At 65.1% G+C, this 26,346-nt stretch carries 22 protein-coding genes; 11 read left to right on the plus strand and 11 right to left on the minus strand.

Annotated features, from left to right (window positions below; translation table 11 throughout):
* Positions 1-10: 10 nt before the first annotated feature.
* From ACI3K3_RS03055 to ACI3K3_RS03065, 3 genes are read right to left on the minus strand one after another with little or no spacing between them, the layout of a single operon-like run.
* Positions 11-1,816, minus strand: a complete 1,806-nt coding sequence (locus tag ACI3K3_RS03055) for an acyl-CoA dehydrogenase C-terminal domain-containing protein (RefSeq protein ID WP_404911970.1) — start codon at positions 1,814-1,816, stop codon at positions 11-13.
* 55 nt (positions 1,817-1,871) lie between these two features.
* Positions 1,872-4,199, minus strand: a complete 2,328-nt coding sequence (locus ACI3K3_RS03060) for a 3-hydroxyacyl-CoA dehydrogenase/enoyl-CoA hydratase family protein (RefSeq protein ID WP_404911971.1) — start codon at positions 4,197-4,199, stop codon at positions 1,872-1,874.
* Positions 4,196-5,332: a thiolase family protein gene (locus ACI3K3_RS03065; protein ID WP_404911972.1), complete on the minus strand. Its 1,137-nt coding sequence runs from the start codon at positions 5,330-5,332 to the stop codon at positions 4,196-4,198. The genes ACI3K3_RS03060 and ACI3K3_RS03065 overlap by 4 nt, the downstream gene beginning before the upstream one ends.
* 187 nt (positions 5,333-5,519) lie before the next feature.
* On the opposite strand from ACI3K3_RS03065, the gene ACI3K3_RS03070 reads away from it, so the two are divergent.
* The 5 genes from ACI3K3_RS03070 to ACI3K3_RS03090 all read left to right on the plus strand — a co-directional run bounded on the left by ACI3K3_RS03070 (position 5,520) and on the right by ACI3K3_RS03090 (position 10,365).
* The gene (locus tag ACI3K3_RS03070) at positions 5,520-5,966 is read left to right on the plus strand and encodes a DUF2147 domain-containing protein (RefSeq protein ID WP_404911974.1); all 447 of its coding nucleotides are present in this window, start codon (positions 5,520-5,522) and stop codon (positions 5,964-5,966) included.
* A 56-nt stretch (positions 5,967-6,022) separates the two neighbouring features.
* Positions 6,023-7,321, plus strand: a complete 1,299-nt coding sequence (locus ACI3K3_RS03075; protein WP_404911975.1) for an OmpP1/FadL family transporter — start codon at positions 6,023-6,025, stop codon at positions 7,319-7,321.
* Positions 7,321-9,030, plus strand: a complete 1,710-nt coding sequence (locus tag ACI3K3_RS03080; RefSeq protein WP_404911976.1) for a long-chain-fatty-acid--CoA ligase — start codon at positions 7,321-7,323, stop codon at positions 9,028-9,030. Before ACI3K3_RS03075 ends, ACI3K3_RS03080 begins: the two co-directional genes overlap by 1 nt.
* Positions 9,031-9,092: 62 nt before the next feature.
* Entirely contained in the window at positions 9,093-9,500 is a 408-nt protein-coding gene (locus ACI3K3_RS03085) for a MerR family DNA-binding transcriptional regulator (protein ID WP_313435288.1), read from the plus strand.
* Positions 9,493-10,365 carry an acyl-CoA thioesterase gene (locus tag ACI3K3_RS03090; protein WP_404911977.1) on the plus strand — a complete coding sequence of 291 codons (873 nt, stop codon included), beginning with the start codon at positions 9,493-9,495 and terminating at the stop codon, positions 10,363-10,365. Before ACI3K3_RS03085 ends, ACI3K3_RS03090 begins: the two co-directional genes overlap by 8 nt.
* 10 nt (positions 10,366-10,375) lie before the next feature.
* On the opposite strand, the gene ACI3K3_RS03095 is transcribed toward ACI3K3_RS03090, so the two are convergent.
* Together ACI3K3_RS03095 and ACI3K3_RS03100 are read right to left on the minus strand one after the other, a co-directional pair.
* Complete coding sequence (locus ACI3K3_RS03095; RefSeq protein WP_404911979.1) at positions 10,376-10,777, minus strand: cupin domain-containing protein; 402 nt, start codon at positions 10,775-10,777, stop codon at positions 10,376-10,378.
* A complete protein-coding gene (locus ACI3K3_RS03100) occupies positions 10,774-12,072 on the minus strand; it encodes a polysaccharide lyase family 1 protein (protein WP_404912068.1) in 1,299 nt (432 codons plus the stop codon). The genes ACI3K3_RS03095 and ACI3K3_RS03100 overlap by 4 nt, the downstream gene beginning before the upstream one ends.
* 354 nt (positions 12,073-12,426) lie before the next feature.
* Here ACI3K3_RS03100 and ACI3K3_RS03105 point away from each other — a divergent pair, with 354 nt between their 5' ends.
* From ACI3K3_RS03105 to ACI3K3_RS03115, 3 genes are read left to right on the plus strand one after another with little or no spacing between them, the layout of a single operon-like run.
* Complete coding sequence (locus ACI3K3_RS03105; protein WP_404911980.1) at positions 12,427-15,306, plus strand: TonB-dependent receptor; 2,880 nt, start codon at positions 12,427-12,429, stop codon at positions 15,304-15,306.
* A gap of 58 nt (positions 15,307-15,364) precedes the next feature.
* The gene (locus ACI3K3_RS03110; protein ID WP_404911982.1) at positions 15,365-16,366 is read left to right on the plus strand and encodes an alpha/beta hydrolase; all 1,002 of its coding nucleotides are present in this window, start codon (positions 15,365-15,367) and stop codon (positions 16,364-16,366) included.
* 29 nt (positions 16,367-16,395) lie between these two features.
* Entirely contained in the window at positions 16,396-18,033 is a 1,638-nt protein-coding gene (locus tag ACI3K3_RS03115; protein WP_404911983.1) for a family 43 glycosylhydrolase, read from the plus strand.
* A 6-nt stretch (positions 18,034-18,039) separates the two neighbouring features.
* Here ACI3K3_RS03115 and ACI3K3_RS03120 read toward each other — a convergent pair whose 3' ends face one another.
* The 6 genes from ACI3K3_RS03120 to ykgO all read right to left on the minus strand — a co-directional run bounded on the left by ACI3K3_RS03120 (position 18,040) and on the right by ykgO (position 23,365).
* A complete protein-coding gene (locus tag ACI3K3_RS03120; RefSeq protein ID WP_404911984.1) occupies positions 18,040-18,804 on the minus strand; it encodes a peptidase in 765 nt (254 codons plus the stop codon).
* A gap of 72 nt (positions 18,805-18,876) precedes the next feature.
* A complete protein-coding gene (locus tag ACI3K3_RS03125; RefSeq protein WP_404911986.1) occupies positions 18,877-19,728 on the minus strand; it encodes a transglutaminase domain-containing protein in 852 nt (283 codons plus the stop codon).
* 28 nt (positions 19,729-19,756) lie between these two features.
* Positions 19,757-20,704: an alpha-E domain-containing protein gene (locus ACI3K3_RS03130; RefSeq protein WP_404911988.1), complete on the minus strand. Its 948-nt coding sequence runs from the start codon at positions 20,702-20,704 to the stop codon at positions 19,757-19,759.
* A gap of 28 nt (positions 20,705-20,732) precedes the next feature.
* The gene (locus ACI3K3_RS03135; RefSeq protein WP_404911990.1) at positions 20,733-22,169 is read right to left on the minus strand and encodes a circularly permuted type 2 ATP-grasp protein; all 1,437 of its coding nucleotides are present in this window, start codon (positions 22,167-22,169) and stop codon (positions 20,733-20,735) included.
* A gap of 327 nt (positions 22,170-22,496) precedes the next feature.
* Positions 22,497-23,141, minus strand: a complete 645-nt coding sequence (locus ACI3K3_RS03140) for an HAD-IA family hydrolase (RefSeq protein ID WP_404911992.1) — start codon at positions 23,139-23,141, stop codon at positions 22,497-22,499.
* Between the two features lie 98 nt (positions 23,142-23,239).
* On the minus strand, positions 23,240-23,365 hold the full coding sequence (gene ykgO, locus ACI3K3_RS03145; RefSeq protein ID WP_021235112.1) for a type B 50S ribosomal protein L36: 126 nt from the start codon (positions 23,363-23,365) through the stop codon (positions 23,240-23,242).
* Positions 23,366-23,615: 250 nt separating this feature from the next.
* On the opposite strand from ykgO, the gene ACI3K3_RS03150 reads away from it, so the two are divergent.
* From ACI3K3_RS03150 to ACI3K3_RS03160, 3 genes are all read left to right on the plus strand, one after another.
* Positions 23,616-24,377 (plus strand): hypothetical protein, encoded by a 762-nt coding sequence (locus ACI3K3_RS03150; RefSeq protein ID WP_404911994.1) that lies wholly within the window; start codon positions 23,616-23,618, stop codon positions 24,375-24,377.
* A 140-nt stretch (positions 24,378-24,517) separates the two neighbouring features.
* The gene (locus ACI3K3_RS03155; RefSeq protein WP_404911995.1) at positions 24,518-25,162 is read left to right on the plus strand and encodes a DUF4136 domain-containing protein; all 645 of its coding nucleotides are present in this window, start codon (positions 24,518-24,520) and stop codon (positions 25,160-25,162) included.
* Positions 25,159-26,316 carry a M14-type cytosolic carboxypeptidase gene (locus ACI3K3_RS03160; RefSeq protein ID WP_404911997.1) on the plus strand — a complete coding sequence of 386 codons (1,158 nt, stop codon included), beginning with the start codon at positions 25,159-25,161 and terminating at the stop codon, positions 26,314-26,316. The genes ACI3K3_RS03155 and ACI3K3_RS03160 overlap by 4 nt, the downstream gene beginning before the upstream one ends.
* Positions 26,317-26,346: the final 30 nt, after the last annotated feature.

Below are 26,346 nucleotides of genomic sequence, written 5' to 3' on the forward strand. Positions count from 1 at the left end.
AAGCAGGGCCTCAGAACATGTCCACGTCCAGCGCCATCATCGAGGCCTTGCCCGACTTGATGGCCAGGAATGCGGCAGTCGCCTGCGGCAGCAGACGGTCGAAGAAGAACCGCGCGGTGCCGATCTTGGCGGTGTAGAACGCGGCGTCCTCCGTGCCCTCGTCCAGCCTGGCCTTGGCGATCAGCGCCGCCTTGGCGAATGTGTAGCCCATGGCGACGAGGCCGAGCAGGCGCAGGTAGTCGGTCGCGGCGGCACCGGCTTCCTCGGGGTCCTTCATGCCCTTCTGGGCGATCGTGCCGGTGGAAAGCTGGAGCGCGCCGAAGGCCTTTTCCAGCCCTTCGATCATCTTGCCGAACGTCTCGTCCGCCTTGTTCGCCTCGATGAAGTCCGAGACGGGATGGAAGAACGAGCGCAGATAGCGGCCGGCATGCGCGGGCATCTTGCGGCCGACCAGGTCGAGCGCCTGAATGCCGTTGGTGCCTTCGTAGATCATGGCGATGCGGGCATCGCGCACGAACTGTTCCACGCCGCTTTCGGCGATATAGCCGTGGCCGCCATAGACCTGCACGGCCAGATTGGCGCTTTCATAGCCGCAATCGGTGAAGAGCGCCTTCACCACCGGGGTCATCAGCGCGATGAAGTCTTCCGCGCGGGCCTTCACGGCCGGATCGGTCGCGTGCTTTTCGGCATCGAGCGCACGGCTGACCCAGGCGCCGACGGCGCGGCTGCCTTCGTTGTAGGCGCGCGCGGTCATCAGCATGCGGCGCACGTCGGGGTGGACGATGATCGGATCGGCCGGGCCCTTGGGGTTCTTCACGCCCGACAGCGAGCGGCCCTGCACGCGGTCCTTGGCGTACCACACGGCCGACTGATAGGCCGCCTCACCCACGCCAAGGCCCTGGATGCCCACCGAGACGCGCTCGGTGTTCATCATCTTGAACATGGCTTCCATGCCCTTGTTCGCCGTGCCGACCAGCCAGCCGATCGAATCGTCGAAGTTCAGTTGGCAGGTGGCCGAGGCCTTGAGGCCCATCTTGTGCTCGATCGCCGCCACCGAAACGCCGTTGGACGGGCCGGGCGTGCCGTCTTCCTTGGGCAGGTACTTCGGCACCAGGAACAGGCTGATCCCCTTCACGCCTTCCGGCGCATCGGGAAGCCGCGCGAGGACGAGGTGGATGATGTTTTCGGTCAGGTCGTGCTCGCCCGCCGAAATGAAGATCTTGGCGCCGGAGATCTTGTAGCTGTCGTCACCCCCATTTGACTCTTGGGCGGGCACGGCCTTGGTGCGCAGCATGCCAAGGTCGGTGCCACAGTGCGGTTCGGTAAGGCACATCGTGCCCGACCAGGTGCCCTCGACCATCTTGGGCAGGTAGGCTTGCTTCAGCGCGTCGCTGGCATAGCCTTCGATCGCGGTGGTCGCGCCGTGGGTCAGGCCGGGATATAGGCTGAACGACAGGTTGGAGGAGCAGATCATCTCCTCGGTCAGCTTGTTCAGCGCCTCGGGCAGGCCCTGACCGCCCCATTCGGGATCGGACGCCAGCGCGCACCAGCCGCCTTCGCGGAACATGTCGTAGGCTTCCTTGAAGCCCTTGGGGGTGCGGACCACGCCGTTTTCCAGCGTGCAGCCCTCGATGTCGCCACTGCGGTTCAGCGGCAGCAGCACTTCCTGCGCCACTTTGGCGGCCTCTTCCAGCACCGCGTCCACCAGATCCGGCGTGAATTCGGCCAGGGCTTCGAGATTTCCGAAGCCGTCATCGGTGTGGAGTTCGTGGAGCACGAACTTCATGTCGCGCAGGGGCGCTTCGTAGACTTGCATGTCACTCTCCTCGCGCGCGCCGCCGGATCACCGACGGGCGCGCATTCATACCTTATCAGTTGCGAAGCGGCTTGCCGGTTTCGAGCATGTGCTCGACACGGGCGACCGAGCGGTCGTCGCGTAGACGGCCCATGAAGGCATCGCGCTCCAGCTTGAGCAGTTCGCCCTCGCTCACCGTGTCGACGAGATCGAACTCGCCGCCGCCGGTCAGCACATCGGCCAGCACGCCGGAAACGACCACGTCGTAGTCGGTCGCCATGCCGCGCTTGTGGAAGCCCTCGACAGCGAGGCCGAGCGCGGTGCGGCCACCGGCGCCGGGCAGCTTGAACTCGGGTGCTTCGGGCGGAGTGTAGCCTTCCACCAGCGACAGCGCCTTCTGCTTGGCGTCGTAGAGCAGGCGATCGCGGTTCATCGAGATGCCGTCATCCCCCCGCAGGATCATCATCTCGCGCGCCTGCTGGGCCGACTTGGAGACTTGCGCGGTGGAGACCATCTCGAACACCTTAGCCACGGCAGGCATCGGGCCCTTGGGCATACCGGGAGCGTTGCGCCAGCGCTCGATCATCTCGCCATTGCCGCCCCAGCCGGGAACGAGGCCAACGCCGCATTCCACAAGGCCGCAGTAGAGTTCGGCATGGGCCTGGATCGCGTCACAGTGGAGCAGGATCTCGCAGCCACCGCCCAGCGCCATGCCGGCAGGCGCGCCGACGACGGGGAACGGAGCGTACTTCAGGCCCTTGTAGGCGAGCTGGCCACCGGCAACGAGCTTCTCGATCTCGCCCCACGCCGCGATGTTCACCGCGAAGAGCGCAAGGCCGAGGTTGGCGCCTGCCGAGAAGGTGTCGGCGTCGTTGTAGACGACCAGCGCCTTGTACTGCGCCGCCACCAGCGGAATGACCTGCCCGATCAGCTTCATGACTTCGCCGTCGAGCGCGTTCATCTTGCCGGTGAATTCAAGGCAGACGACGCCATCGCCAATATCCCAGAGCGCCGCCGAGGCGTTCTTGAGGATCGGCTTGGACGAAAGCTTCACGTCGGCCAGGCGCATCACGCCTTCGGGACGAACGATGTCGCGGTATTCGCCGTCGAGGCCGAGGAACTGGCGCTTGCCGTTCTCGATCCGGTAGAACGTGCGGTCGCCCGCCAAGGTCAGGATCTCCGGCACGGCCTTGCCTTCGGCGGCGAGGCGTTCGGCGAAATACTTTGCGCCGAGCTTGTCGATCATCTCGAACGGACCGGACTTCCAGTTGTAGCCCAGCTTCATCGCGTCATCGACGGCAACCACGTCCGACGCGGCATCGGGCACAAGGCTGGCCGCATAGGCCAGCGTATCGCCCAGCACCGCCCAGGCATAGGCGCCGATGTCGCCCTTGCTTTCGACCAGCGCCTTGAGGTCGCCCTTGGCAGCCGCGCCGCGCGGGCCCTGTGGGGTGATGGTCGGGCGGTATTCGCCGGTCTGGAGGTCGATAGTTTCCTTGCGGCGACCGGCTTCCTTGTTGAGGCGATAGAACCCGCCCTTGCCCTTGCGGCCGGTGTAACCCTCACCGATCATCTTGTTGATCAGCGGGATGTCGCGGGCGATGCCGTGATAGAGGTCGCCTGCGGGTAGCGTCGAGGTGAGGCTGGCCTGCAAGTGCGGCATCAGGTCGATGCCGACCAGATCGACAAGGCCGAAGATGCCGGTCTTGGGCACGCCCATCGGCTTTCCGGCAATGGCGTCGGCCAGTTCGACAGTGATGCCCATGTCGAACGCGGCGTTGAGGCCAAGCTGGATCCAGTAGGTGCCGATACGGTTGGCAATGAAGCCCGGCGTGTCCTTGGCCTTGACCACCGTCTTGCCCATGGAAACGTCGGCGAACTGCTCGACCTTCGCGGCGACGGCAGCGTCGGTCGCAGGGCCGGTGACGATTTCCAGCAGGCGCATGTAGCGCGGCGGATTGAAGAAGTGGGTGATCAGGAAGTCGCGCTTGAACGCGTCCGAACGCCCTTCCACCAGATGGGCGAGCGGGATCGTCGAGGTGTTGGACGAAACGGCGGTGCCGTCGCGCTTCACCGCTTCCAGCTTGGCGTAGAGGCCCTGCTTGATGTCCAGACGCTCGATCACCGCCTCGATCACCCAGTCGCACTCGGCAACCTTGTCGAGGTGGTCTTCGATATTGCCGGTCTCAACCAGCTTGGCGGCCGACTTGCTCATGAACGGCGCGGGCTCGGTCTTGAGCATCTTCGCCACGGCGCCCTCGGCAACCGCGTTGCGATTTGCACCTTCCTTGGGAACGATGTCGAGCAGCAGCACCGGCACGCCGGCATTGGCCACCTGAGCGGCGATCCCGGCCCCCATGGTGCCGGCGCCGATCACGCAGACTTTTTTGATCGTATCGCTCATTCCACCGACTCCAGGATCGTGGCGATACCCTGACCACCGCCGATGCACTGGCTGGCGAGCGCGTACTTGCCGCCTTCGCGCTTCAGCAGCGAGGCTGCCTTGCCGACGATGCGCGCGCCGGTGGCGCCCAGCGGGTGGCCGATGGCGATCGCGCCGCCGTCGATGTTCACCTTGGCCACGTCGAGGCCGAGGTCCTTGATGCAGGCCAGCGCCTGCGAAGCGAAGGCTTCGTTCAACTCGACCACGTCGAGGTCACCGGCCGAGATACCGGCGCGCTCAAGCGCCTTCTGGCTGGAGAGGATGGGCCCAAGACCCATGGTTTCCGGCGCGCAGCCCGATACCGCGACCGACTTGATACGGGCGAGGATCGGCAGGCCATGGGCGCGGGCATAGTCCTCGGTGGTGACGAGCACGGCGCTGGCGCCGTCGGTCAGCGGCGAGGAGGTGCCGGCAGTCACTGACCCTGCCGCATCGAACGCGGGCTTCAGGCCGGCAAGGCCCTCTGCGGTGGTTTCGCCGCGAATGGTGCCGTCTTCGCTGACCACGCCGCCCTTGGTCTGGATCGGCACGATCTCGTCGGTCAGCTTGCCGGCGTCACGCGCGGCGGCGGCCTTCTGCTGGCTGGAGACGGCCAGCGCTTCCTGATCGGCGCGGGCAATCTGGTACTTGGTGGCGACGTTCTCGGCGGTTTCGCCCATCGACATGTAGGCGGCGCTCTTCTTCGCCAGCTCCGGGTTCGGCAGCGGGTTGAAGCCCATCATCGGCACCCGGCTCATCGATTCGACGCCCGCGCAGACGAACACTTCGCCCGCGCCGATGGCGATCTGGCCCATGGCATAGTGGATCGAGCTCATCGACGAGCCGCAGAACCGGTTCACGGTCATGCCGCCAACCGAGATCGGCAGGTCCGCCAGCAGGCCGATCAGGCGCGCGACGTTGAAGCCCTGCTCGCCCTCGGGGAACGCGCAACCGACGATAACGTCTTCGATATCAGCGGCTTCCACGCCGGTCTTGGTGATGAGTCCGCGAATCACCTGCGCGGCCAGATCGTCGGGACGGACGCGGGCCAGCGCGCCCTTGTTGGCCAAGTGGAAGGGCGAGCGGGCGTAACCCGCGATCACGACACTTTGCATGCACTCTCTCCGTGGGCGGACGCGCCTTGGGCTTTTCCCGAGGCTGCGTCGTCGTCTTCCCTAAGGGTGCAATTCTTTCCCTATACGTCAAGCAATTTTTGGGTTACGAGAAATCAGCATCCGACCTAAGGGGTCCGCCCCGCTGGTGAGAAGATGTCCGATTGGAGAGACGATGGAGAGGTCGCTCATGAGAAATTGGAAACCCGCGAAACTGGCATTGGTTGCCGGTGCCGCCCCGCTGCTGCTTGGCCTGAATCCGGCATTCGCGGCCGGAAACGATTCCGTTCTGGGCAAGTGGCGCACGCCTTCCAAGCACGGCGTTGTCGAACTCAGCCGCTGCGGCGAATCGGTCTGCGGCCGGCTCGTCGATTCGGACGGCATCAAGGCCAATCCCGACCTGCGCGACGTGAACAACAAGGACACCGCGCAGCGTGGCCGCAAGATCAAGGGTCTGCAAATTGTCGGCGGATTCAAGGCCAAAGGGAACGAATGGGTCGAAGGACAGATCTACAATCCTGAGGACGGCGGCACCTACAAGGCGACGATAACGCCTGCCGGAGCCAACAGCCTCAAGCTCAAGGGCTGCATCGTCTGGCCCTTGTGCAAGACCCAGACCTGGACGCGCATCCCCTGAGGCGCACCGGGTACTCGAAGGTTCAGGGTATAAGAGAATTAAGGGAGTTCAAGGATATGAAACGCAATTCGGGCCGCATTCTTCTCGCGGGCACCGCTTCCGCCATCGTGTTCGGCTTTGCCGGATCGGCTCATGCCCAGGCCTTCTACCTCCAGGAACAGTCGGTACGCGGGCAAGGCCGCGCCTTCTCGGGTGAAGCCGCCGATACCGGCGTCGATTCGCTCTGGTGGAACCCGGCCGCGATCGGCGGGCTCGAAGGCGGCCAGGCCTCGGTCCACGCCAGCGTCATCCTGCCGCGCGGCAAAGTGGTGGACGACGGCACCGTTATCGTTCGTCCCGGCCAGGCTCCCGCGCCCGTAGGCGGCAACGGCGTTGCCAAGAACCCGATCAACAACGGCGTGCTGCCCTCCGGCGCGATCGCCTACGGCACCGGCAAGTTCGCCTTCGGCCTGACCGTCACCTCGCCCTACTCCTTCACCACCGACTACGATTCCGACAGCTGGGCGCGCTATTCCGCCGACAAGACCAAGCTGCGCACCATCGACATCCAGCCGAGCGTGGCCTTCCAGCCGGTCGAAGGGCTCTATATCGGCGCCGCCGCCAATATCGAATATGTCGACGCGGCGCTGGGCAACTACCTGCCCAACCTCTCCCCGCTGCTGGCGGACGGCCACCAGAACCTCAAGGGTAATGGCTGGGATGTGGGCTGGTCGGTCGGCGCACAGTATCACAACGGCCCGGCCTCGATCGGCGTCGCCTACAAGTCCGCCGTGAAGCACAAGCTCAAGGGCACGCTGACCATCGACGGCCTGCTCGGCCCGCTCGCCGCGCAGAACCGCACGCTCGACGCCACCGCCGAGTTCTCCACCCCGTGGCAGGCGATCATGTCCGGCCGCGTCAAGGCGACCAACCAGCTGACCCTCAACGCCCAGGTCGTGGCCTATGGCTGGAGCAAGTTCGATTCGATCGATCTCGGCGCGCCGATCAACCAGTCTCTGCCCGAAAACTACAAGGACGGCTTCTCCTACGCCTTCGGCGTGGACTATGACGTCAATCCGAAGTGGACCGTGCGCAGCGGCATCCAGTACGGCGAGACGCCGACCTCGAACGGCAATCGCGATGCCCGCGTTCCCGACAGCAACCGCTGGAACTTCTCGGCAGGCACGACCTACAACATGAGCGAGAAGATCGCGATCGACGCGGCTGCCTCGTACATCACCTTCAAGGATGCCCCGGTCGACCGCATCACCGCCGCCTATGCCGGCACCGCCGCGCAGACCCCGATCCTTACCGACGGCCGTCTGACCGACGCTTCGGCGCTGGTGTTCTCGCTCGGCGCACGGGTGGCCTTCTGATGGGCGCCGCGGCGACGATCGGCGGCCACTCCGCCCAGGAAACCTCCTCCCACGTTCCGGAAGAGATGCCGCCGATCGCGCCGCGGTTGCTCACCGACCTGCTCGACCATGCCGTGGATGCCCACGGCGCCTGGCCGGCGATCGACTTCATGGGCCGCAAGTGGACCTATGCCGAAGTCGGCGAGCTTTCCCGTCGGGCCGCGCGGGGGCTCCAGGATCTCGGCGTCAAGCGTGGGACGCGGGTGGGTCTGTGCCTGCCCAATACGCCCTACTATGTCGTCTGCTACTTCGCGATCCTGCGCATCGGCGGCATCGTGGTGAACTTCAACCCGCTCTACACCGAGCGTGAGATGGAACATCTGGTCGACGATTCCGGGGCGGAATTCATCGTCGCCTCGGACCTTGCGCTCTCGCTTCCCAAGATCGAGCCGCTGGTCGGAAAGGGAGCCCTGCGCCGGGTGATCGTCTGCCCGATCGCCGATGCCCTGCCCAAGCTCAAGGGCCGCGCCTACCGCCTGCTCAAGCGCAAGGATATCGCGCATGAGCCGCACGATTTACGCTTCCTGCGCTTTGCCGACCTCATCGCCCGCGATGCCGATCCCGATCCGGTCGAGCGCTCGCCTTCGGACCTTGCCGTGCTGCAATATACCGGCGGCACGACCGGCGTGCCCAAGGGCGCGATGCTCAGCCACGCGAACCTTGCGGCCAACTCGGCGCAGATGATCGCCCATGTCGGCCACATGCCGGAGACGCAGGAGCGCACCCTCGGCGTGCTGCCGCTGTTCCACGTCTTCGCGCTGACCACGGTGCTCAACTATTCGGTGGACACGGCGGCCGAGATGATCCTGCTGCCGCGCTTCGAGATGAAATCGTTCCTGGCCACCGCCAAGCGGACGAAGCCCACGCAGTTCTTCGGCGTGCCCACGCTCTACACCGCGCTCAACAACCAGCAGCTTCATGGCGAGTTCGACCAGGTGCGCGTCTGCATCTCGGGCGGAGCGCCGCTGCCGCTGGAAGTACGCCAGAAGTTCGAGCAGCGCACCGGCGTCCGCGTCGTCGAGGGCTACGGCCTGTCCGAAGCTTCGCCGATCATCGCCTGCAATCCGCTGGAAGGCGATGTGAAGGACAATTCCTGCGGCCCGGCCTTCCCCGGCACCGCGCTGGAAATCCGCGATCCCGACAATCCGCACCGGATCATGCCCCAGGGCGAACGCGGCGAAGTCTGCGCGCGCGGGCCGCAGGTTATGTCGGGCTACTGGAACCGGCCCGAGGAATCGGAGAAGACCTTCATCTACGGCGCCCTGCGCACGGGGGACGTCGGTTATCTGGACGAGGACGGCTACCTGTTCCTGGTGGACCGTATCAAGGACATGATCCTGTGCGGGGGGTACAACGTCTATCCGCGTACCATCGAGGATGCGCTCTACGAGCATCCCCAGGTCCACGAGGCGATCGTGATCGGCGTTCCCGACGCCTATCGTGGCCAGGCGCCCAAGGCATTCGTAGCGCTTCATCCCGGTGATGTCCTCGACGAGGAAGCGCTGATGGCTTTCCTCAAGGAGCGCCTCAACAAGATCGAGATGCCCAGCAGCATCGAGTTCCGTGAAAGCTTGCCGAAAACACTGGTCGGCAAGCTCTCCAAGAGGGAACTGGTCGAGGAAGAAAACGCGCGCCGCGCCGCCGGCCCCGCCGAAGGAACCCCTGCGTGAGCGGCACGGGCGCAGCCCTGACACCCAATGAGGCGCCCCTCGCAATCGATGCGCGGGGCGACATGCTCGGCATCCAGGAAGCCGCCACCGAACTGGGCGTGACCATGCGGACCCTGCGCTTCTATGAAGACAAGGATCTGATCGCGCCGCAGCGCATCGGCACCATGCGCATCTATTCGAAGCGTGAAATGGGGCGCATGCAACTGATCCTGCGCGGCAAGCGGCTGGGGTTCTCGATCCGGGAGATCAAGGAATTCCTCGACCTCTACGATGTCGATCCGGAACATCACGAACAGGTTCGCGCGCTCCTGACCAGGGTCACCGACCGCATCGACGAACTGCGCCAGCAGAAGACCGCGATCGAGCAGACGCTGGAAGAACTGCTGTCGATAGAGCGCCAGTCGCTTGCCTGGCTGGGCCGGACGCCCGCCGAGCCGACTACCTCCAACGAAAGCCATGCCGATGACTGAGACCGCCCACGTCGCCGTCGAGGAACTGCACGCCTTGCTCACCGTGGAAGAGATCGACACCGGGATCTTCCGCGGCATCGCATCGGCAGAACAGCCGGGACGCGTCTATGGCGGCCAGGTCGTGGCCCAGGCGCTTGCAGCCGCCGCACGGGGCATCGATCCTGAGCGGCAGGCCCATTCGCTCCACGCCTACTTCCTGCGCGCCGGCGATGCCACGCGCCCGATCATCTACCGCGTCCTGCCCGACTTCGACGGCGGCAGCTTCTCCAACCGCCGCGTCGTCGCCATGCAGGGCGGCAAGCCGATCCTCAATCTTGCCGCGTCCTTCCACCGGCATGAGGAAGGCCTATCCCACGCCGTGCCGATGCCTGAAGTGCCCGCGCCGGAGCAATGCCCGGGCTTCCAGGAGGCACTCGCCGCCGCCGGGCAGAAACTGCCGCCCTTTCTGCTCGAGCGCCTGGCGGCCTTCGAGATTCGCCCCTGCCCACCCGTGCGCGACGGCGACCTTCCCCAGCGCCATCAATGGTTCCGGCTGGCCGCTCCACTGTCAGCCGAACTGGCCGCAGATGCCGTCATGCAGCGCGTTATCCTGGCCTATGCCAGCGATTTCGCGCTCGTTTCCACGGCGCTGATGCCGCAGGGCCTGGGCTTCTTCTCGCCGGGCGTCACCGGCGCCAGCCTCGACCATGCGATGTGGTTCCACCAGACCCCGCCGCTCGGCGACTGGCTGCTCTACAGCATGGACAGCCCCTGGTCGGGTCATGCACGCGGCTTTGCGCGGGGCGCGATCTATTCCCGCAACGGCGACCTGGTGGCAAGCGTCGCCCAGGAAGGCCTGCTGCGGGTCAAACCGCAACAGGCCTGATCGTGAAAGGCTATTTCCCGGTAGCAGCAGGCGGATTGGGATAGGCGATGATCAGCGAGAGCGGCTCCTCCCCATGTTGGCGGATGCCCACGACCGCGCCGTTGTAGAGGTAGGCCGTCATGCCTTGGCGAAGCATGGCGCGCTTCCCATCGGAGACGACTTCGCCTTCGCCCGAGAGAACGTAATAGACCTCGTCGTGAGCGATGGGATGCTCGCCGATCGCCGCGCCCTTGTGCAGGACACGGCGGCGGAATTCCATCGTGCGGGGGGCGGGCGCGGCATCGGAAATGCGATAGGCCGTGCTCATGCCGATGGCACCGTGCGGAGGGGCTTCCTCGCGCAGAGTGTCCCTTTCGTCGATCACGGCCATTGGCGGCGCGGCGGCGGCCATCAGCAACAGACCTGCAATCATTTTCTCATCTCCTGATCCCGCCGGGAGAGCTTTTCCTGGGCCCCGGCCTTCTGCCCCGGATAGAGGCCCGACTTCGGCGTCATGGTGCCCAGATTCCAGTCCTTCTCCACGAAGGCAGCGCGGGTCGGCGCCGGATGGGGATAGCCGCCGACCACCTTTTCGTCGTCGATGATCTCGCCCCGCCCTTCGGCGATGAAGAACAGCACGCGGATGTCATCGGGCGCGCGATCCCAGGGGCGCGCCCCGACCGAAGCCAGCAGATCGGTCTCCAGCTCGGCGGCGGGCATGACCTTGTAACCGGCGAGGCTGGCGAGCGGGGTCTGCGATTCGATGAGCTTGGCCCCGGTCACGCCATAGCGCCCGAACATCGGCGCCGGGTTGCCCCAGCGATCGACATTGACGTTGTCCTTGCCGAACCACGCCAGGTCGCCGTCGCCGCCAAGCGTCAGGAACGGCAGTCCCGATGCGGTCGAATTGCCGGCGCGCATGACGTTGCCGACCGCCGTGATCTCGCCGGTGACGTAGGGCTGGCCTTCCCATTCCAGGGCCATGAGGTTGTAGTGCACCGCGCGGTTGCCGGGGTCGTAGATCATGTTGTTGAGCATCAGCACTTGCGCGCCGCCTTTCACCAGCGGCGAGCGCTCCATGTTATGCGCCCAGACGTTGCGGTAGAATACGATACCCGTGGCATTGTCATGCACGAGCGAGCCCTTCGAATGTTCGCCCTTGGGATGGCTGGCGTCGGCCAGGCCCTCGGCCGCCAGGTTGTCGCGGAACACGATGTCGTGGCTGGTCGCCGCGCGCCACTCCTTAACGGTCTTGCCGTTGAAGCGCGGGCCGGAGGTCGACATGTTCTCGTCGATCGCCCACAGGAAGCTGCAATGCTCGACCACCACGTTGTGCGCTGCGACGGTAGAGAAGGCGTCGGCCTCCCAGCCGGACAGCTTGGGCTGGCCGTCCACGCCGGTCATCACGCGGATATGGCTGATCTTGACGTCGTGCCCCTTGAGATCGATCCCGCCGCGAACGATCGTCACGCCGGGGGAGGGAGCGGTCTGCCCCGCGATGGTCAGGTACGGTTCGTCGATCTCCAGCACCGATCGCTGGAAATCGATCACGCCGCCCACTTCGAACACGACCGTGCGCTTGCCCTTGGCCTCGACCGCCGCCTTCAGCGATCCCGGACCGTCCTTGGCAAGCGTCGTCACGCGGATGATTCGGCCGCCATCGCCACCTTTGGTAGGGTCGGCCGTCTGCGCTTCCGCCGCGAGCGGGACTGTCAGCTGTGCGAGGATAACGGCCGAAACCGCAAGATTGAACCGGCTGAACTGCCTCTTTACTTGCACTGTGCTCTCCCGATGGCCCTGCTTGTCTCAGGGGTTCTTGACAGGGTGCCCTCCCTGCGGCAATAACTAATGACACCGGTTACCAAAACCGGCAAGAACGAACTGACGATCGCACGAGAAGACGACACGCAGTAAGAACAAGCGCCCACCCGGGCGCTGGAGGAGGCGCCGAAAGGTGCCGGGAGCAGGTGCCGGACGAAGGAAGCGTTTCAATCGCGACCACTTCTGACACCGGTATCAATGGGCCGCAAAGGCCCAAGTCTAAAAAGGCTAGGTCTATAAAGGCCAAAAGGGGGAGTGATCATGCGCCTGAACAAATCCAAGGTCCGGGATTCGAGGATTTCGCTGCTGCGGACAGCGCTTGTCGCGGGAAGCGCACTGGCATTGCCGCAGACCGGCTTCGCGCAGGAGACCGTCGGCGCCACCGATCCGAGCGACGCCGCGGCACAGGAAATCATCGTCACCGGCTTTCGCCAGTCGCTGGAAGCCGCGCTCAATGTGAAGCGCGAATCCATCAGCGCCGTGGACGCGGTCGTGGCCGAGGACATGGCCAAGTTCCCGGACCAGAACCTTGCAGAATCGCTCCAGCGCATCCCCGGCATCTCGATCCAGCGCGACGGCGGCGAAGGCCGCGCGATCACCGTGCGCGGCCTGGGTGCCCAGTTCACCCGCGTCCGCGTGAACGGCCTCGAAACGATCGCCACCAGCTCCGACGGCGCCAGCGCCAACCGCGATCGCGCGTTCGATTTCAACGTCTTCGCGTCCGAACTGTTCAGCAGCCTGGTCGTCCATAAGACCGCCGAGGCCAGCCTCGACGAAGGCTCGCTGGGCGCCGTGGTCGATCTCAACACCGGCAACCCGCTTACGGGCAAGGCGGGGCTTTCGGCCGTGCTCAACGTGCAGGGCTCGTACAACGACCTGTCCGACAACGTCGGACCGCGCGTGGCCGGGCTGCTTTCCTGGCGGAACGATGCCGGCACGTTCGGCGTCAATCTCTCGGCTGCCTATTCGCACACCGATACGCTGGAAACCGGCAACAACACCGTCCGCTGGGCGCAGGCCTACTTCAATTCGGTGAACGGAACCCCCTGCTTCTATTCGAACGTCGGCCCGACCGGCGGCAATCCGGTCAATTCGGGCGGCGGCTATCGCCCCTCTGCGGCCTGCGACGCGGCCGCCCTCTCCTTCCACGCGCGCATCCCGCGCTACGGCGTGGTCGAGCATGACCGCCGCCGCCTGGGCCTGACCGGCTCGATCCAGTTCGAACCGACCGACCGCACCAAGCTCTCGATCGACGGCCTCTATTCCTCGTTCAAGGAAGACCGCGCCGAACAGTGGCTGGAAGTGCTGGCCCGCTCCAACGAGCGCCGCTTCAACCTCGTGAACCCGGTCTACGACGACAAGGGCACGATGATTGCGGGTACTTACGACAACACCTGGGTCCGCACCGAAAGCTACTTGCGCAAGTCCGAGACCGAGTTCTACCAGTTCGGCGCCACCTGGGACCAGGACGTCACCGACACCTTCCGCTTCACCGCGCTCGGCGGCTTCTCGCAGTCCAATGCCGACATCCCGGTCGAGACGACCTTCGCCTACGACAACCGCAACGCCAACGGATTCAACTTCGACTATTCGGACATGAAGTCGCCCGTGCTCGGTTACGACCTCGACGTGACCAACCCGGCGAACTTCCAGCTCGCCGAAATCCGCGACCGTCCCTCCTACGTCAAGAACCAGTTCAAGACCGCGCAGCTGCGCACCGAATGGGACATGACGGAAGGCTTCACCGTCAAGGCGGGCGCGGTGTGGCGTCGCTACGACTTCCGCACCCAGCTGTTCCAGCGCGACACCGCCGCCTGCGGCGCCAACGGCACCCGCGACCTGATCCTGGGGCAGGTGACCTGCTCGGCGAACGTCTACGGCCTGCCGGTATCCTCGGACTTCTCGCGCCTGGTCGAGCTTGGCGATGCCGGGCAGCCGGGCGGCACCACCAGCTCGTGGCTGGTGGCCGACATCGACAAGGCAGCCGACTACACCAACCTCTATGGTCGCACCGCGATCGAGGATCTGGGCAACAACCGCCGCGTGCGTGAGGAAACCTCGGGCGGTTACCTCCAGTTCGACGTCAAGGGCGAGATCTTCGGCCTGGAATTCGCAGGCAACGCGGGCATGCGCTACGCCCATACCAAGCAGACCTCGACCGGCTACACCGCAGGCGTCGCCGCGACGGTGGAGCGCAGCTACGACGACTGGCTCCCGGCCATGAACATCGCGTTCTATCCCCGTCACGACGTGATCGTGCGCGGCGCCGTCGCCAAGGTGATCACCCGTCCTTCGCTGGGTAACCTCAACCCCGGCGGCTCGGTGGACGGGTTCAACTACCGCGTCACCTTCGGCAACCCGTTCCTCGATCCCTATCGGGCGACCAATTTCGACGCCTCGGTCGAATGGTACTTCGCCCCGCAGGCCCTGCTTTCGGTGGCGGGTTTCATCAAGAAGATCGAGAGCTTCCCGGTCGCGGGCACTTACGTGGCCACCCTGCCGCAACTCGGCCTCGGCCGCGACGTGCTGGGCCAGAGCACGCCCGCCTACATCAACTACGATCCCAACCAGGAATATGTCGTCTCCTCGCAGGTCAACGGCCAGGGCGCGACGCTGAAGGGCGTGGAAGTGGCGCTGCAACTGCCCTTCACGTTCCTGCCGGGCCTGCTCAGCCACACCGGCTTCCAAGGCAACGCCACCTTCATCGACAGCAGCGCGGACTATCAGATCACCGGCCCGGCAGTCTCCGCCTGTACCCGCAACGCCACGACCAACGCCTGCGGCCTCACCGGCGTCTCGGCGATCTACAACAACACCCTCCTCGGCGTGTCGGAAAAGGCCTGGAACGCCACGCTCTACTATGACGATGGCAAGTTCAGCATTCGCGGCTCGGTCAGCTATCGCGGCCCGTTCAGCGACGCCACCAGCGCCACCGGCAACATCTTCGAGGGCTATGGCTCCTACACCAGCGTCGATGCGGCGATCCGCTACAAGGCGACCGAATGGCTGGAACTCTCGATCGACGGCAACAACCTGACCGACGAATACCGCTATCGCACCAACGACATCTATGCGCAGCGCAATTACGAGAATAACCACTTCGGTCGCACCATCCTGTTCGGCGCGCGGGCCAAGTATTGACCCGGGCAGGAAAAACCTGCCGAATAGCATGAACTGAGATAACGAAGAGGAAGCCGCCATGACCATCGACCGCCGATCGTTCATGGCGGCTTCCCTGTTGTCCGGGCTTATCTCCAGCGAAGCCCTGGCCCAGACCGCGGCGCCTGCCGATCCTGCCAAGGCGGCCCCGCCCGGCCTGCCGGAGCCGATCGAAACCATCGATCTGTGGCCGAAGGGCGCACCGGGAATGCCCGCCGCATCGCCGGTGGAAACCGTGACCGAGCGCTCCACCACCACGCAGGTCAACGACCGTTCGGTCACCGGCATCGCCCGTCCGCGCCTGGTGGTGTTCCGACCGGACCGCCCCAATGGCGCCGCCGTGTTGATCGCGCCGGGTGGAGGCTATCGCCTCGTGGTGATCGACAAGGAGGGCTACGAGATGGCCCGCTGGCTTGCCGCGCGCGGCTTCACCGCGTTCGTCCTGTTCTATCGCCTGCCCGGAGAAGGCTGGAAGGACCGGCAGGACGTGCCCCTGGCCGATGCCCAGCGCGCCATGCGTCTGATCCGCCACCGCGCGAAGGACTACGGCGTGCAGCCCGAGCGGGTCGCCGCCATGGGCTTTTCGGCCGGCGGACACGTCTGCGCCAGCCTCTCCACGCGGTTCGACGCGAAAGTCTACGCGGCCGGCGATGCGGCGGACAGACTATCCGCCCGCCCGTTCTGCGCGGCGCCGATCTATCCGGTGATCTCGATGGACCCCGCCATCGCCCATGCCGGTTCGCGCGACCTGCTGCTCGGGCCCGCACCTTCGCCGGAGATGGAAGCCACCCATTCTCCCGACCGCACCGTACCCAGGGACGCCCCGCCGCACTTCCTGCTCCACGCGGAGGACGATCCCGTCGTTCCGGTGGACAACAGCCTGCGCCTGCGTGCCGCGCTGAAGGCGCAGGGCGTGCCGGTAGAGACACATCTTTTCGCACAAGGCGGCCACGGGTTCGGCCTGCGCGGCACGATCGGCAAGCCGGTCGAGGCATGGCCCGATCTCTGGCGTGCCTGGGCGCGCTCGGTGGGCCTCGGCTAGGCCTAAAACTCTCGGGACGGAACGACAGGATGACGATGGACAGACGCGACGCACTCAAGACCGCCCTGCTCGGCGGCATCGGCCTTGCGGCGCCGACCTTCACGGGAGGAGAGGCTGTCGCAAGAGAGCCCGGCGCGGGAAAAGCGCCACCTGCCCCCACTCCCGCACGCAACTGGAAGCGCGGGTTCGACGCGCAGCGCATCGCCGATCTCGGGAACGGCACGATACTCAACCCGGTGCTGTCCGGCGACCGGCCCGACCCGGCAATACTAAAGGACGGCGAGGACTATTACCTCACCTTCTCCAGCTTCGACTCCTATCCCGGCCTCACGATCTGGCACAGCCGCGATCTGGTGAACTGGCAGCCGCGAGGGCCCGCACTCACGCGCAACATCGGATCGGTCTGGGCGGTCAGCCTGGAGAAGCACAAGGACCGCTACTTCCTCTACATCCCGGTCAAGGCAGAGCCCAACGAGATCTACGTGATCTGGGCCGATCACATCGACGGCCCCTGGAGCGACCCGAAGCCGCTGGGCCTTCACGACCACATCGACCCCTGCCATGCCGTGGGCGAGGACGGATCGCGCTGGCTGTTCCTTTCGGGCGGGGACCGGGTGCGCCTGTCGGAGGACGGCCTCTCGCTGGCCGGCAAGGTCGAGCACGTTTACGATCCCTGGCACTATCCGGATGACTGGGACGTCGAAGGCTTTTCCCCCGAAGGGCCCAAGATCCACCGCCATGGCGACTGGTTCTACATGCTAACCGCCGTGGGCGGCACGGCAGGTCCGCCCACCGGCCATATGGTGATCGCCGCCCGCGCCCGCTCGATCCACGGTCCCTGGGAACAGCATCCCGGTAATCCGCTGGTCCGCACCGAAGACCAGTCCGAAGCCTGGTGGTCGCGCGGCCATGCCTCGCTGGTCGAGGGGCCGGACAGGAAGTGGTACACGCTCTACCACGGGTTCGAGAACGGCTTCTGGACGCTCGGCCGCCAGTGCCTGCTCGATACCGTTGAGTGGACCGACGATGGTTGGTTCCACATGACCGGCGGCGATCTCTCGCAACCGCTGCCGATACCCCGGGTGGCGAAACAGTTACCCCACGGCATGCCGCTTTCGGACGATTTCTCGAAGCCCCTCGCCATGGGTTCCAAGTGGTCGTTCTTCCGCCCGGCCCCGAACGAGGCCGACCGCATCCGAGTAGCGGACGGCGCGCTGCACTTCGCGGGCAAGGGCATGGCTCCATCGAGCGGATCGCCGCTGCTGCTGATCGCGGGAGACACCAGCTACCAGTTCGAATGCGACATCGAACTGGCACCGGGCGGCACGGCAGGCCTCGTGCTGTTCTACGACGACAAGCTCTATGCCGGGCTTGGCTTCGACGAGACGCGCTTCGTCACGCACCAGTATGGGATCGAACGCGGCCGCCCCGCCAATCCGCATGGCCATCGCATGAAGATGCGCCTGACCAATCGCCGGCACATCGTCGCCTTTCACATCTCTGGCGATGGCGGGAAGACGTGGAAGCGGTTCGATCGCGGCATGGAAGTCTCCGGCTATCACCACAATGTGCGCGGCGGCTTCCTGATGCTGCGGCCGGGCCTCTATGCCGCGGGTCCGGGCGAGGCGAAGTTCCGCGACTTCCGGTTCACGGCGCTCGAAGACTGAGGGGGTTCAGCCCCCCGAGGTGTCGAGCTTCGTCTCCATCCGGTAGTCCGGCAGGGAATCGAAAGCCTGCCGCAGGGCCTCTCCCCAGCCGTCCGAGATCGACTGGAAATAGGCGTCCCCGGCCTCGATGCGGCGATCGTGGAGGGGCGTGAAGCGGTCCTGCTCCAGCACCAGGAGATCGAGCGGCAACCCCACGGAAAGGTTCGCCTTCACCGTGGAATCGAAGGATACGCAGAGCAGCTTCACGGCCTGCTCGAACGTCATCTTGCGATCGTAGCCACGAATCAGGATCGGCCGGCCGTACTTCGTCTCGCCGATCTGGAAGAATGGGGTATCGAAGCTGGCCTCGATGAAATTGCCTTCCGGGTAGATCATGAACAGGCGCGGCTCCTGGCCCTTGATCTGTCCCGCCACGATCATGGAGGCGCTGAACGTGCCCGATCCCGCCTTCTGCCCGTTATCCGATGCGCGCGCGTGGATGATGTCCTGGAGAAGATTGCCGACGATCGTGGCCGCCTGGAACATCGTCGGCGCTTCCAGCAGGGTGTTGTGCCGCTCGGCCGGAGCCTTGTTGCGCTCTTCCAACTGGCTGATCACCGCCTGGGTCGTGGCGAGATTTCCCGCCGTCATCAGAGTGATGATCCGCTCTCCGGGAATTTCCCAGTGATACATCTTCCGGAAAGTGGAGATGTTGTCGACGCCCGAATTGGTGCGGGTGTCGCTCATCAACACCAGCCCGCGATCCAGCATCATGCCTACGCAATAGGTCATGGAACGAAAACCCCTGCATTCCTTCGCCCCGCGCGACCATGTGCGGGGAGGCGGCTGCTTCGGCCGCCGTCGCTATTGTTGCTGCCCGCCGCTTGCGGACTGCGTTTGCCGCTGACCTAGCAGATTCTCGCTCACCGACAAATGCACGTCGAGTCGGGTTTCCCCCGCCCCCGTGGCAATACCCGTAATCGGCGCCGCCTCTGCATAATCGGAACCGCTGGCTACGCGAATATACCGTTCATCCGGGGAGATGGCATTGGAAACGTCGAAGCCCACCCAACCGAGCCCCGGAACATGCGCCTCCGCCCAGCCATGGCCCGCCTCCTGATCCACCCGGTCGTTCATCCGCAAGTAGCCGCCGACATAGCGCATCGGGATGTCCAGGAGGCGGCCAGCGGAAATGAACGCGTGAGCGTGGTCCTGACAGACGCCCTTGCCTGCCGCGAGCGCCTGCTCGGCAGTGGTCTTGGCGTCGGTAGCACCCGGAACGTACTCCACTTGCGCCGCCACCGCGCTGGACAGGGCGTGGAGGAAACCCAGCGTATCCGACCGGTCCGCATCAACGGACGCGATCAGCGCGCGCACGCGATTGCCCGCCTGGGTCAACGCGGTAGGTCGCAGGAAGCACCACAGCGGCACATGCCCGCCGTGGGCGCCAGTAATGCCGTTGTTGTCGCTGGTCCGCACGGTGCCCCGGCAGGTCACCACGACCTCGCGCGCGCCAGGCTCGATCGAAACCAGCGCGGTGTGGTTCTGGTGATGATCGTCATAACCGGCCTCGCCGCGCGCGCCGGTCAGCTCCATGTGCCAGTCGAGCACCTCCTGCCCATGGGTGGTCTTGGGCTTCAGCCGCAGCCGCTGCAATCCATGGGCGACCGGATCGGCGAAAACGTAGCGGGTGGTGTGGCTGACGGTAAGCAGCATGGGAAAGCCGTCCCTCTTCGATGAAGCGCTATTCGATGAAACGATAATCGGCGGCGATGGCATTGCCGAGGTGCAGCGTCTCGCCGAGAAAATCCTGGAGGAATTCGTGCAGGCCCATCTCGAAGATGTCTTCGATGGTGGTGCGGTGCAGGCGCTCGCCCGTTTGCCGCAGCAGGGCATGCGCGCCGGTTTCCTCGCCATATTGCTTGGCAAGGCCCGCCATGTTGCTGGCGATCTTTTCGTAGCAGAACACCAGCGAGCGCGGGAACTGGCCGTCCAGGATCAGGAACCGCGCGATGCCGCGCGCATCCATGGCACCGGCATTGAGCCAGGAATAGGCACGATTGCCGGCCACGGAGCGCAGCAGGGTGTCCCACTGCGCATTGTCCAGGCTGGACCCGACCCACGCCGCCGAGGGCAGCAGCACATAGTACTTCACGTCCAGAATGCGCGCCGTGCTGTCCGCCCGCTCTATGAAGGTGCCGATGCGCGCGAAGTTGAACACTTCGTTGCGCAACATGGTCCCCTCCAGCGCGCCGCGCACCAGGGTGCCGGTGCGGCGCACCTGGCCGAGCACCTCTCCCAGGTTGGTTTCCCGCGCCGGGCGCGAAAGCAGATCGCGCAAGTGCATCCAGCCTTCGTTGGTGGTTTCCCAGACGGCATTGGTCAGGCTGTTGCGCACCATCCGTGCGTTGGTGCGCGCGTTCTCCAGCATGGCCAGCACGGAGCCGGGATTGTCCCTGTCGCGCAGCATGTAGTTGAACACTTGCGGCCCGGTGATCTCGGCATGTTTGGCGCGATAGCTTTCGAGCTGGCCGGTGGTCGTCAGCACCGACTTCCATTCCTCGTCCTGCGAATGCCTGTTGCCCCGCGTCAGCGCGAGATGAAAGCCGACGTCGATCAACCGCGCGCTGTTTTCCGCGCGTTCGAGATAGCGGCTCATCCAGTAGACGCCGTTGGCGGCCCGTCCCAGCATCAGTGCGCCCTCACCCGTCCAGAACCCGTCATTCGTCCAGCACCCAAGAGTCCTTGGTCCCCCCACCCTGCGAGGAATTGACCACCAGCGACCCCTTCTTCAGCGCCACCCGCGTGAGCCCGCCCGGCGTGATGTCGATCCCTTGCGGCGAAACCAGCACGAAGGGCCTCAGGTCCACATGGCGCGGCGCCAGCCCTTCCCTCCCGAATATCGGCACGGTGGAGAGCGAAAGCGTGGGCTGGGCGATGTAATTGTCGGGCCTTGCCTTCAGCTTCGCCTCGAAATCGGCCAGCTCCCTTTTCGAGGAGGCCGGCCCGATCAGCATGCCATAGCCGCCCGATCCGTGGACTTCCTTGACCACCAGCTCCGCCAGATTGTCCAGCACATAGGCCAGCGCATCCGGTTCGGAGCATCGCCAGGTCGGCACGTTGGAGAGGATCGGCTTCTCTCCGGTGTAGAACTCGACGATCTCGGGCATGTAGCTGTAGATCGCCTTGTCGTCGGCGATGCCAGTGCCCGGCGCATTGGCGATCGTGATGCCGCCTGCCCGATAGACGTCCATGATCCCGGCCACGCCCAATACCGAGCCGGGATTGAAGCTGAGCGGATCGAGGAAATCGTCGTCCACGCGGCGATAGATCACGTCGATGGCCTTGTACCCCGTGGTCGTGCGCATCGCCACGCGCCCGTCGACCACCCGCAAGTCCCTGCCCTCGACCAGTTCCGCGCCCATCTGGTCGGCCAGGAAGGCATGTTCGAAGTAGGCCGAGTTGTAGATGCCCGGCGTCAGCACCGCCACGGTGGGGCGGCCGGAACCCTTGAAAGCCGGCGGTGCACAGGCGCGCAGAGAGCGGGCAAGCCGGCGCGGATAGTCGGAAACCGGACGCACCGGAATGCGCGTGAACAGTTCCGGAAACATCGCCATCATCGTTTCACGGTTTTCGAGCATGTACGAGACGCCGGAAGGCGTACGGGCATTGTCTTCCAGCACCATGAATTCGTCAGGCCCGGTGCACACCAGATCGATGCCGACGATATGGGTATAGACGCCGCCCGGCGGCGTCATGCCGATCATCTGCGCCAGGAATGCCTCGTTATTGCGCAGCGCCTCGATCGGCAGGCGGCCCGAGCGGATGATCTCCTGGCGATGGTAGAGATCCTGGAGGAAGGCGTTGATCGCCCTCACCCTTTGCTCGATCCCCAGAGTCAACTTGCGCCATTCGCGCGCGGTGATGATGCGGGGGATCATGTCGAAGGGGATCAGCCGTTCCTCGGCCGCGTCATCGCCATAGACATTGAACGTGATGCCGATGCGCCGAAAGAAGCGCTCTGCCTCGGCATCCTGGCGCTTGAGCCAGGCCTTGTCCTGAGAGTCGTACCACTTCCTGAAGTCGGCATAGGCAGGCCTGACCGACCCATCCTCGTTGAGCATTTCGTCGTAACTGGTTCTGCCCGTAGCCGTCATTGTGACTCCCGTTTGTCCATGTGATGCAACACGGAAACGGACTTGCCAAGCGGCTATGCTGCAAGCGCGAAGAAAAATTCTGGCGCGAGAGCGGCGCTAAGCAACCAATTCGGTCGTGAGAGCTAGCCCCTGAGCAATTGCAGTGCGCACGCTGGCTTGCTGCGGAGGCGAAACAAACGTCGTCGTCCCGGACTTGATCCGGGACCGCTGGCCGAGACCAACCCATCTCTCGGCGGAGCTTTGAGCTGCAAGATCGCGCCTGAAGAATTGCCAGCGGTCCCGGATCAAGTCCGGGACGACGGCCTCCTCATCGAAGCGGCGCCAGTATTACGCTTTCACCAGCCCCCGAGCAGTCAGGTCGGCGCGCAAACCCTCGGAGCCAAGGAAATGATGCACCTGCCAACCGAGTTCGCGGGCCGAGGCGATATTGGCGGCATTGTCATCGATGAACAGCATCGCGCCGGGCTCATGCCCGAAGCGGCGCGCTGCCAGGTCGAAGATGCGGCGATCGGGCTTGACCAGTTTCTCGTCGCCGGAAACGACGATGTCGCCGAACAGGTCGAACAACGGCTCCGTGGCGCGATATTCCCGCCAGAAAGGGCTCGCGAAATTGGTGATCGCAAAGAGCGGAACGTCGCGCGCGGCAAGCTCGCGCACGATCTCGTGACTGCCCGCCACGTTGCCCGGGATCGTTTCCAGGAACCGCGTCGCATAGGCATCGATCAGGGCATCGTTGCCCGGATAGGCAGCTTTGCGCTCGGCAACCAGTTCCGTAAGATCGCGGCCCGCGTCGTGCTCGAAATGCCATTCCTCGGTGACGACGGTGGCGCAGAACCAGTCGAGTCGCTCAGGCTCGGGAATCAGCTTGGCGAACAGCAGCCGCATGTCCCATTCGACGAGGACGCGGCCGACATCGAAGACGACGGCGTGGACCGGAGCTTCGACGGAAGGATTTTCGTGAGCAGCAGACATGACAAGACCCCCGCGCATGGCGGGGGCCTCATGTCGTCAGACGCAATCGCCCGTCCGCCCAGATCATCCCCGCCCGGTGGCGGGGACAGGCAGACGAATCAGCCTTGGCGGGCCTTGAAGCGACGGTTGGTCTTGTTGATGACGTAAGTGCGGCCGCGACGACGGATCACGCGGTTGTCCCGGTGGCGACCCTTGAGCGACTTCAGGCTGTTCGTAATCTTCATGTCTATTCTCGTCTTGCGTGGTCCGGCGGTTGCACCAAGCAAACTGGGGCCGCCGCAAAATAGGAAGTGGCGCCGTTAGTGGGAGCGGCTTGCAAAGTCAAGCCCGAGGGGCCATTCCCTCCCGTGCAAGCGCTTCGTTTTGCCGTTCATGCCCCTGTTAATGCTCAGGCAATCGCGGCAGCCCATAAGTCAGATTCGGGTGCGACCCAACCGATTCTTCGCCAATCGTCTTACCGGACCCATACCGACCATGCAGACGTACAAATCCGTTATCCTCGTCACGGGAATCGCCGTCGCCCTTCTTTCAGCGTCTTCTGCCCAGGCTCAGCGCGGATGGGGGCCTGGTTCGGGCATGGGCTGGGGTTCGGGTTGGGGTGGCGGATACCGTTCCGGATGGAACGATCCGCTGATGGGTGGCCCGGTCGGCGCGCCGACCTCCAGCCGCACGAAGGATTCGCGCGAAGGCCGCGTGGAAGTGAGCCGATTCGTGGCGCAGGGCCCGGAAGCAGCCGACCTCGGTCACGGCGTGGTTTCCGTCCAGTCCGATTCGGGCGAAGGCCAGTGGGTGCCAGGCGCACAGCGCGCCGCTTATGAAGCCGCCATCGTCGACGCTTTGGTCGGCGCCGGCTACGACACCCAGCGCAAGGAAGAGAACGGCGGACAAGTGGCCGAGCTGAAGATCAGCCGCCAGGTGCTCACCCCGGCCGAGGAAAAGCGCAACCCGGTCAGCGGCACCGCCGCCATGGGCGTGAGCAATCGCGGATCGGCTTACGGGCTGGCGCTGAACGTCGATCTCTCGAAGCCGCGCAGCGCCCTGATCGGCACCCGCCTGGACACGCGGATCGTCGACAAGGTCAGCGGCAAAGTGCTGTGGGAAGGCTACGCGACGATCGCGACTCGCGAGGGCGATGACGACTGGCCGGACTACCGCATCGCTGGCAAGCTGGCGGCCGCGCTGTTCGACGGTTTCCCGAAAGCCGATTCGGTCGGCCTTGCCGCTTCCGGGGGCTGACCGGGCCTCGACAGGGGCGCCCGTCAGCGCCCTGTCCGATTCGTACGGTCTTGGATCCGTTTGACCGGACCGCACGTTCCTCATGGCAGGTGGGCGAACAAACTATTAGCCTATAGGCACTTGCCCTCGGAGAGCCCGACATGATCCGCCCGACCATCCGCAACCCCAAGTCCGCCCGTTCGCTGCGATCGATCGCGCTCGCCTGCGGCCTCACCGCAGCCCTGGCTCTGGGCGGCTGTGCCGCGCAGGTCGGTCCGGTAGAAGTGACGCGGTTCAGCGCGCCTGACGCATCCATGCTGGGCCAGGGGTTGATCCGGGTCGATCCGGCCAACCCGCAGGATGCATCCAGCCTGGAATTCCGCACATATGCCGCAGCCGTCGCCCAGGAACTCGCGAAACTCGGCTATCGGCAGGCCCTTCCCGGCGAGACAGTGGGTAACACGCAGGTGGCCGTGCTGTCCGTGGAGCGGCAGGTCTACCAGCCCGGGCGGCAGGGCAGCCCCGTCTCGGTGGGCGTGGGCGGCAGTACCGGCAGCTACGGATCGGGCCTGGGACTGGGCCTAGGCATCAATCTCGCCGGCAAGCCGCAGGACCAAGTGGAAACCCGCATGCAGGTCATGATCAAGGATCGCCCTGACGGCCGGACGCTGTGGGAAGGACGCGCCTCCTTCACCGTCGGCTCCAAGGCCCCTACGGCGCAGACCTCGCTCGGCGCCGCAAAAATGGCGGAAGCGTTGTTCAGGGGCTTTCCGGGCCGGTCCGGCGAAACTATCCTGGTGAAATGACCAGCATCCAGATCTCCTCCGCATTCGATTCCGGCAATATCGAAGTCCTCTCCATAGACGGCACCACGGCCCGCTTGGCGATCCGGCGCGATCACGAGTCCGACTTCTTCCAATGGTTCCATTTCCGCGTCAGCGCCGCTCCGGGCCAGAGCATCGCCGGGCGGGAACTGGTGCTGAAGATCACCGGGCTCAATAGCTCGGCCTACCCGATGGGCTGGCCCGGCTACCGCGCCTGCGCCTCGGAAGACCGCCAGTTCTGGGGCCGCACCGACACCACCTGGGATGGCGGCAAGGACGGCGGCACGCTTACCATCCGTCATACGCCGGAAGGCGAGCTTGCCTGGTTCGCCTATTTCACGCCCTACTCGATGGAGCGTCACCACGACCTCGTCTCGTCGCTGGCCGGCGTGGAGGACGTGGAATACCGCCTGCTCGGCAACACGCTCGATGGCCGTCCGCTCGATTGCCTGTCGATCGGCGACGGAGAAGCCCAGGTCTGGCTCTATGCCCGCCAGCATCCCGGCGAATCGATGGCCGAATGGTGGATGGAAGGCGCGCTGGAAGTCCTGGCCGATCCCGCCGACTCGGTGGGCCGCGAGCTGCGCAAGCGCTGCCGCTTCCATGTCGTGCCGAACATGAACCCCGACGGCTCGGCGCGCGGCCATTTGCGCACCAATGCGGCGGGCGTGAACCTAAACCGCGAATGGGCGGAACCCACCGCCGAGAAGTCACCCGAAGTGCTGGCGATCCTGGCCGCGATGGACGAAACCGGCGTGGACTTCGCGATGGACATCCATGGTGACGAAGCGATCCCGGCCGTGTTCTTGGCCGGGTTCGAAGGCATTCCCTCGCTCAAGCCGGAGCAGAAGGCGGGCTACGATCGCTATGCCGCGATCCTCGATCGCCGCACGCCCGACTTCCAGCAGAAGCTCGGCTATTCGCTGACCCAGCCGGGCAAGGGCAACCTGACGATGTCCACCAACCAGCTGGCGGAGCGCTTCGGCGCGGTGTCGATGACGCTGGAAATGCCGTTCAAGGACCACGACGATGCAGCCGACCCGCGCCAGGGCTGGAGTGCGGAGCGTTCCTCGCAGCTCGGCAAGGACTGCATGGGAGCCCTGCTGGAGTGGCTCGTCGAGCAGGAAAAGAAGTAACCTCGTATCGCCCCCTCGGCGCCAGAACGG

It is taken from the genome of Novosphingobium sp. ZW T3_23 (assembly GCF_044987305.1).
Classification (GTDB): Bacteria; Pseudomonadota; Alphaproteobacteria; order Sphingomonadales; family Sphingomonadaceae; genus Novosphingobium.

Excerpts from the sequence above, each read along its gene's own strand:
- ACI3K3_RS03055 (WP_404911970.1), bottom strand. The coding sequence starts at position 1,816 with ATGCAAGTCTACGAAGCGCCCCTGCGCGACATGAAGTTCGTGCTCCAC.
- ACI3K3_RS03060 (WP_404911971.1), bottom strand. The coding sequence starts at position 4,199 with ATGAGCGATACGATCAAAAAAGTCTGCGTGATCGGCGCCGGCACCATG.
- ACI3K3_RS03065 (WP_404911972.1), bottom strand. The coding sequence starts at position 5,332 with ATGCAAAGTGTCGTGATCGCGGGTTACGCCCGCTCGCCCTTCCACTTG.
- ACI3K3_RS03070 (WP_404911974.1), top strand. The coding sequence starts at position 5,520 with ATGAGAAATTGGAAACCCGCGAAACTGGCATTGGTTGCCGGTGCCGCC.
- ACI3K3_RS03075 (WP_404911975.1), top strand. The coding sequence starts at position 6,023 with ATGAAACGCAATTCGGGCCGCATTCTTCTCGCGGGCACCGCTTCCGCC.
- ACI3K3_RS03080 (WP_404911976.1), top strand. The coding sequence starts at position 7,321 with ATGGGCGCCGCGGCGACGATCGGCGGCCACTCCGCCCAGGAAACCTCC.
- ACI3K3_RS03085 (WP_313435288.1), top strand. The coding sequence starts at position 9,093 with ATGCTCGGCATCCAGGAAGCCGCCACCGAACTGGGCGTGACCATGCGG.
- ACI3K3_RS03090 (WP_404911977.1), top strand. The coding sequence starts at position 9,493 with ATGACTGAGACCGCCCACGTCGCCGTCGAGGAACTGCACGCCTTGCTC.
- ACI3K3_RS03095 (WP_404911979.1), bottom strand. The coding sequence starts at position 10,777 with ATGATTGCAGGTCTGTTGCTGATGGCCGCCGCCGCGCCGCCAATGGCC.
- ACI3K3_RS03105 (WP_404911980.1), top strand. The coding sequence starts at position 12,427 with ATGCGCCTGAACAAATCCAAGGTCCGGGATTCGAGGATTTCGCTGCTG.
- ACI3K3_RS03110 (WP_404911982.1), top strand. The coding sequence starts at position 15,365 with ATGACCATCGACCGCCGATCGTTCATGGCGGCTTCCCTGTTGTCCGGG.
- ACI3K3_RS03115 (WP_404911983.1), top strand. The coding sequence starts at position 16,396 with ATGACGATGGACAGACGCGACGCACTCAAGACCGCCCTGCTCGGCGGC.
- ACI3K3_RS03120 (WP_404911984.1), bottom strand. The coding sequence starts at position 18,804 with ATGACCTATTGCGTAGGCATGATGCTGGATCGCGGGCTGGTGTTGATG.
- ACI3K3_RS03125 (WP_404911986.1), bottom strand. The coding sequence starts at position 19,728 with ATGCTGCTTACCGTCAGCCACACCACCCGCTACGTTTTCGCCGATCCG.
- ACI3K3_RS03130 (WP_404911988.1), bottom strand. The coding sequence starts at position 20,704 with ATGCTGGGACGGGCCGCCAACGGCGTCTACTGGATGAGCCGCTATCTC.
- ACI3K3_RS03135 (WP_404911990.1), bottom strand. The coding sequence starts at position 22,169 with ATGACGGCTACGGGCAGAACCAGTTACGACGAAATGCTCAACGAGGAT.
- ACI3K3_RS03140 (WP_404911992.1), bottom strand. The coding sequence starts at position 23,141 with ATGTCTGCTGCTCACGAAAATCCTTCCGTCGAAGCTCCGGTCCACGCC.
- ykgO (WP_021235112.1), bottom strand. The coding sequence starts at position 23,365 with ATGAAGATTACGAACAGCCTGAAGTCGCTCAAGGGTCGCCACCGGGAC.
- ACI3K3_RS03150 (WP_404911994.1), top strand. The coding sequence starts at position 23,616 with ATGCAGACGTACAAATCCGTTATCCTCGTCACGGGAATCGCCGTCGCC.
- ACI3K3_RS03155 (WP_404911995.1), top strand. The coding sequence starts at position 24,518 with ATGATCCGCCCGACCATCCGCAACCCCAAGTCCGCCCGTTCGCTGCGA.
- ACI3K3_RS03160 (WP_404911997.1), top strand. The coding sequence starts at position 25,159 with ATGACCAGCATCCAGATCTCCTCCGCATTCGATTCCGGCAATATCGAA.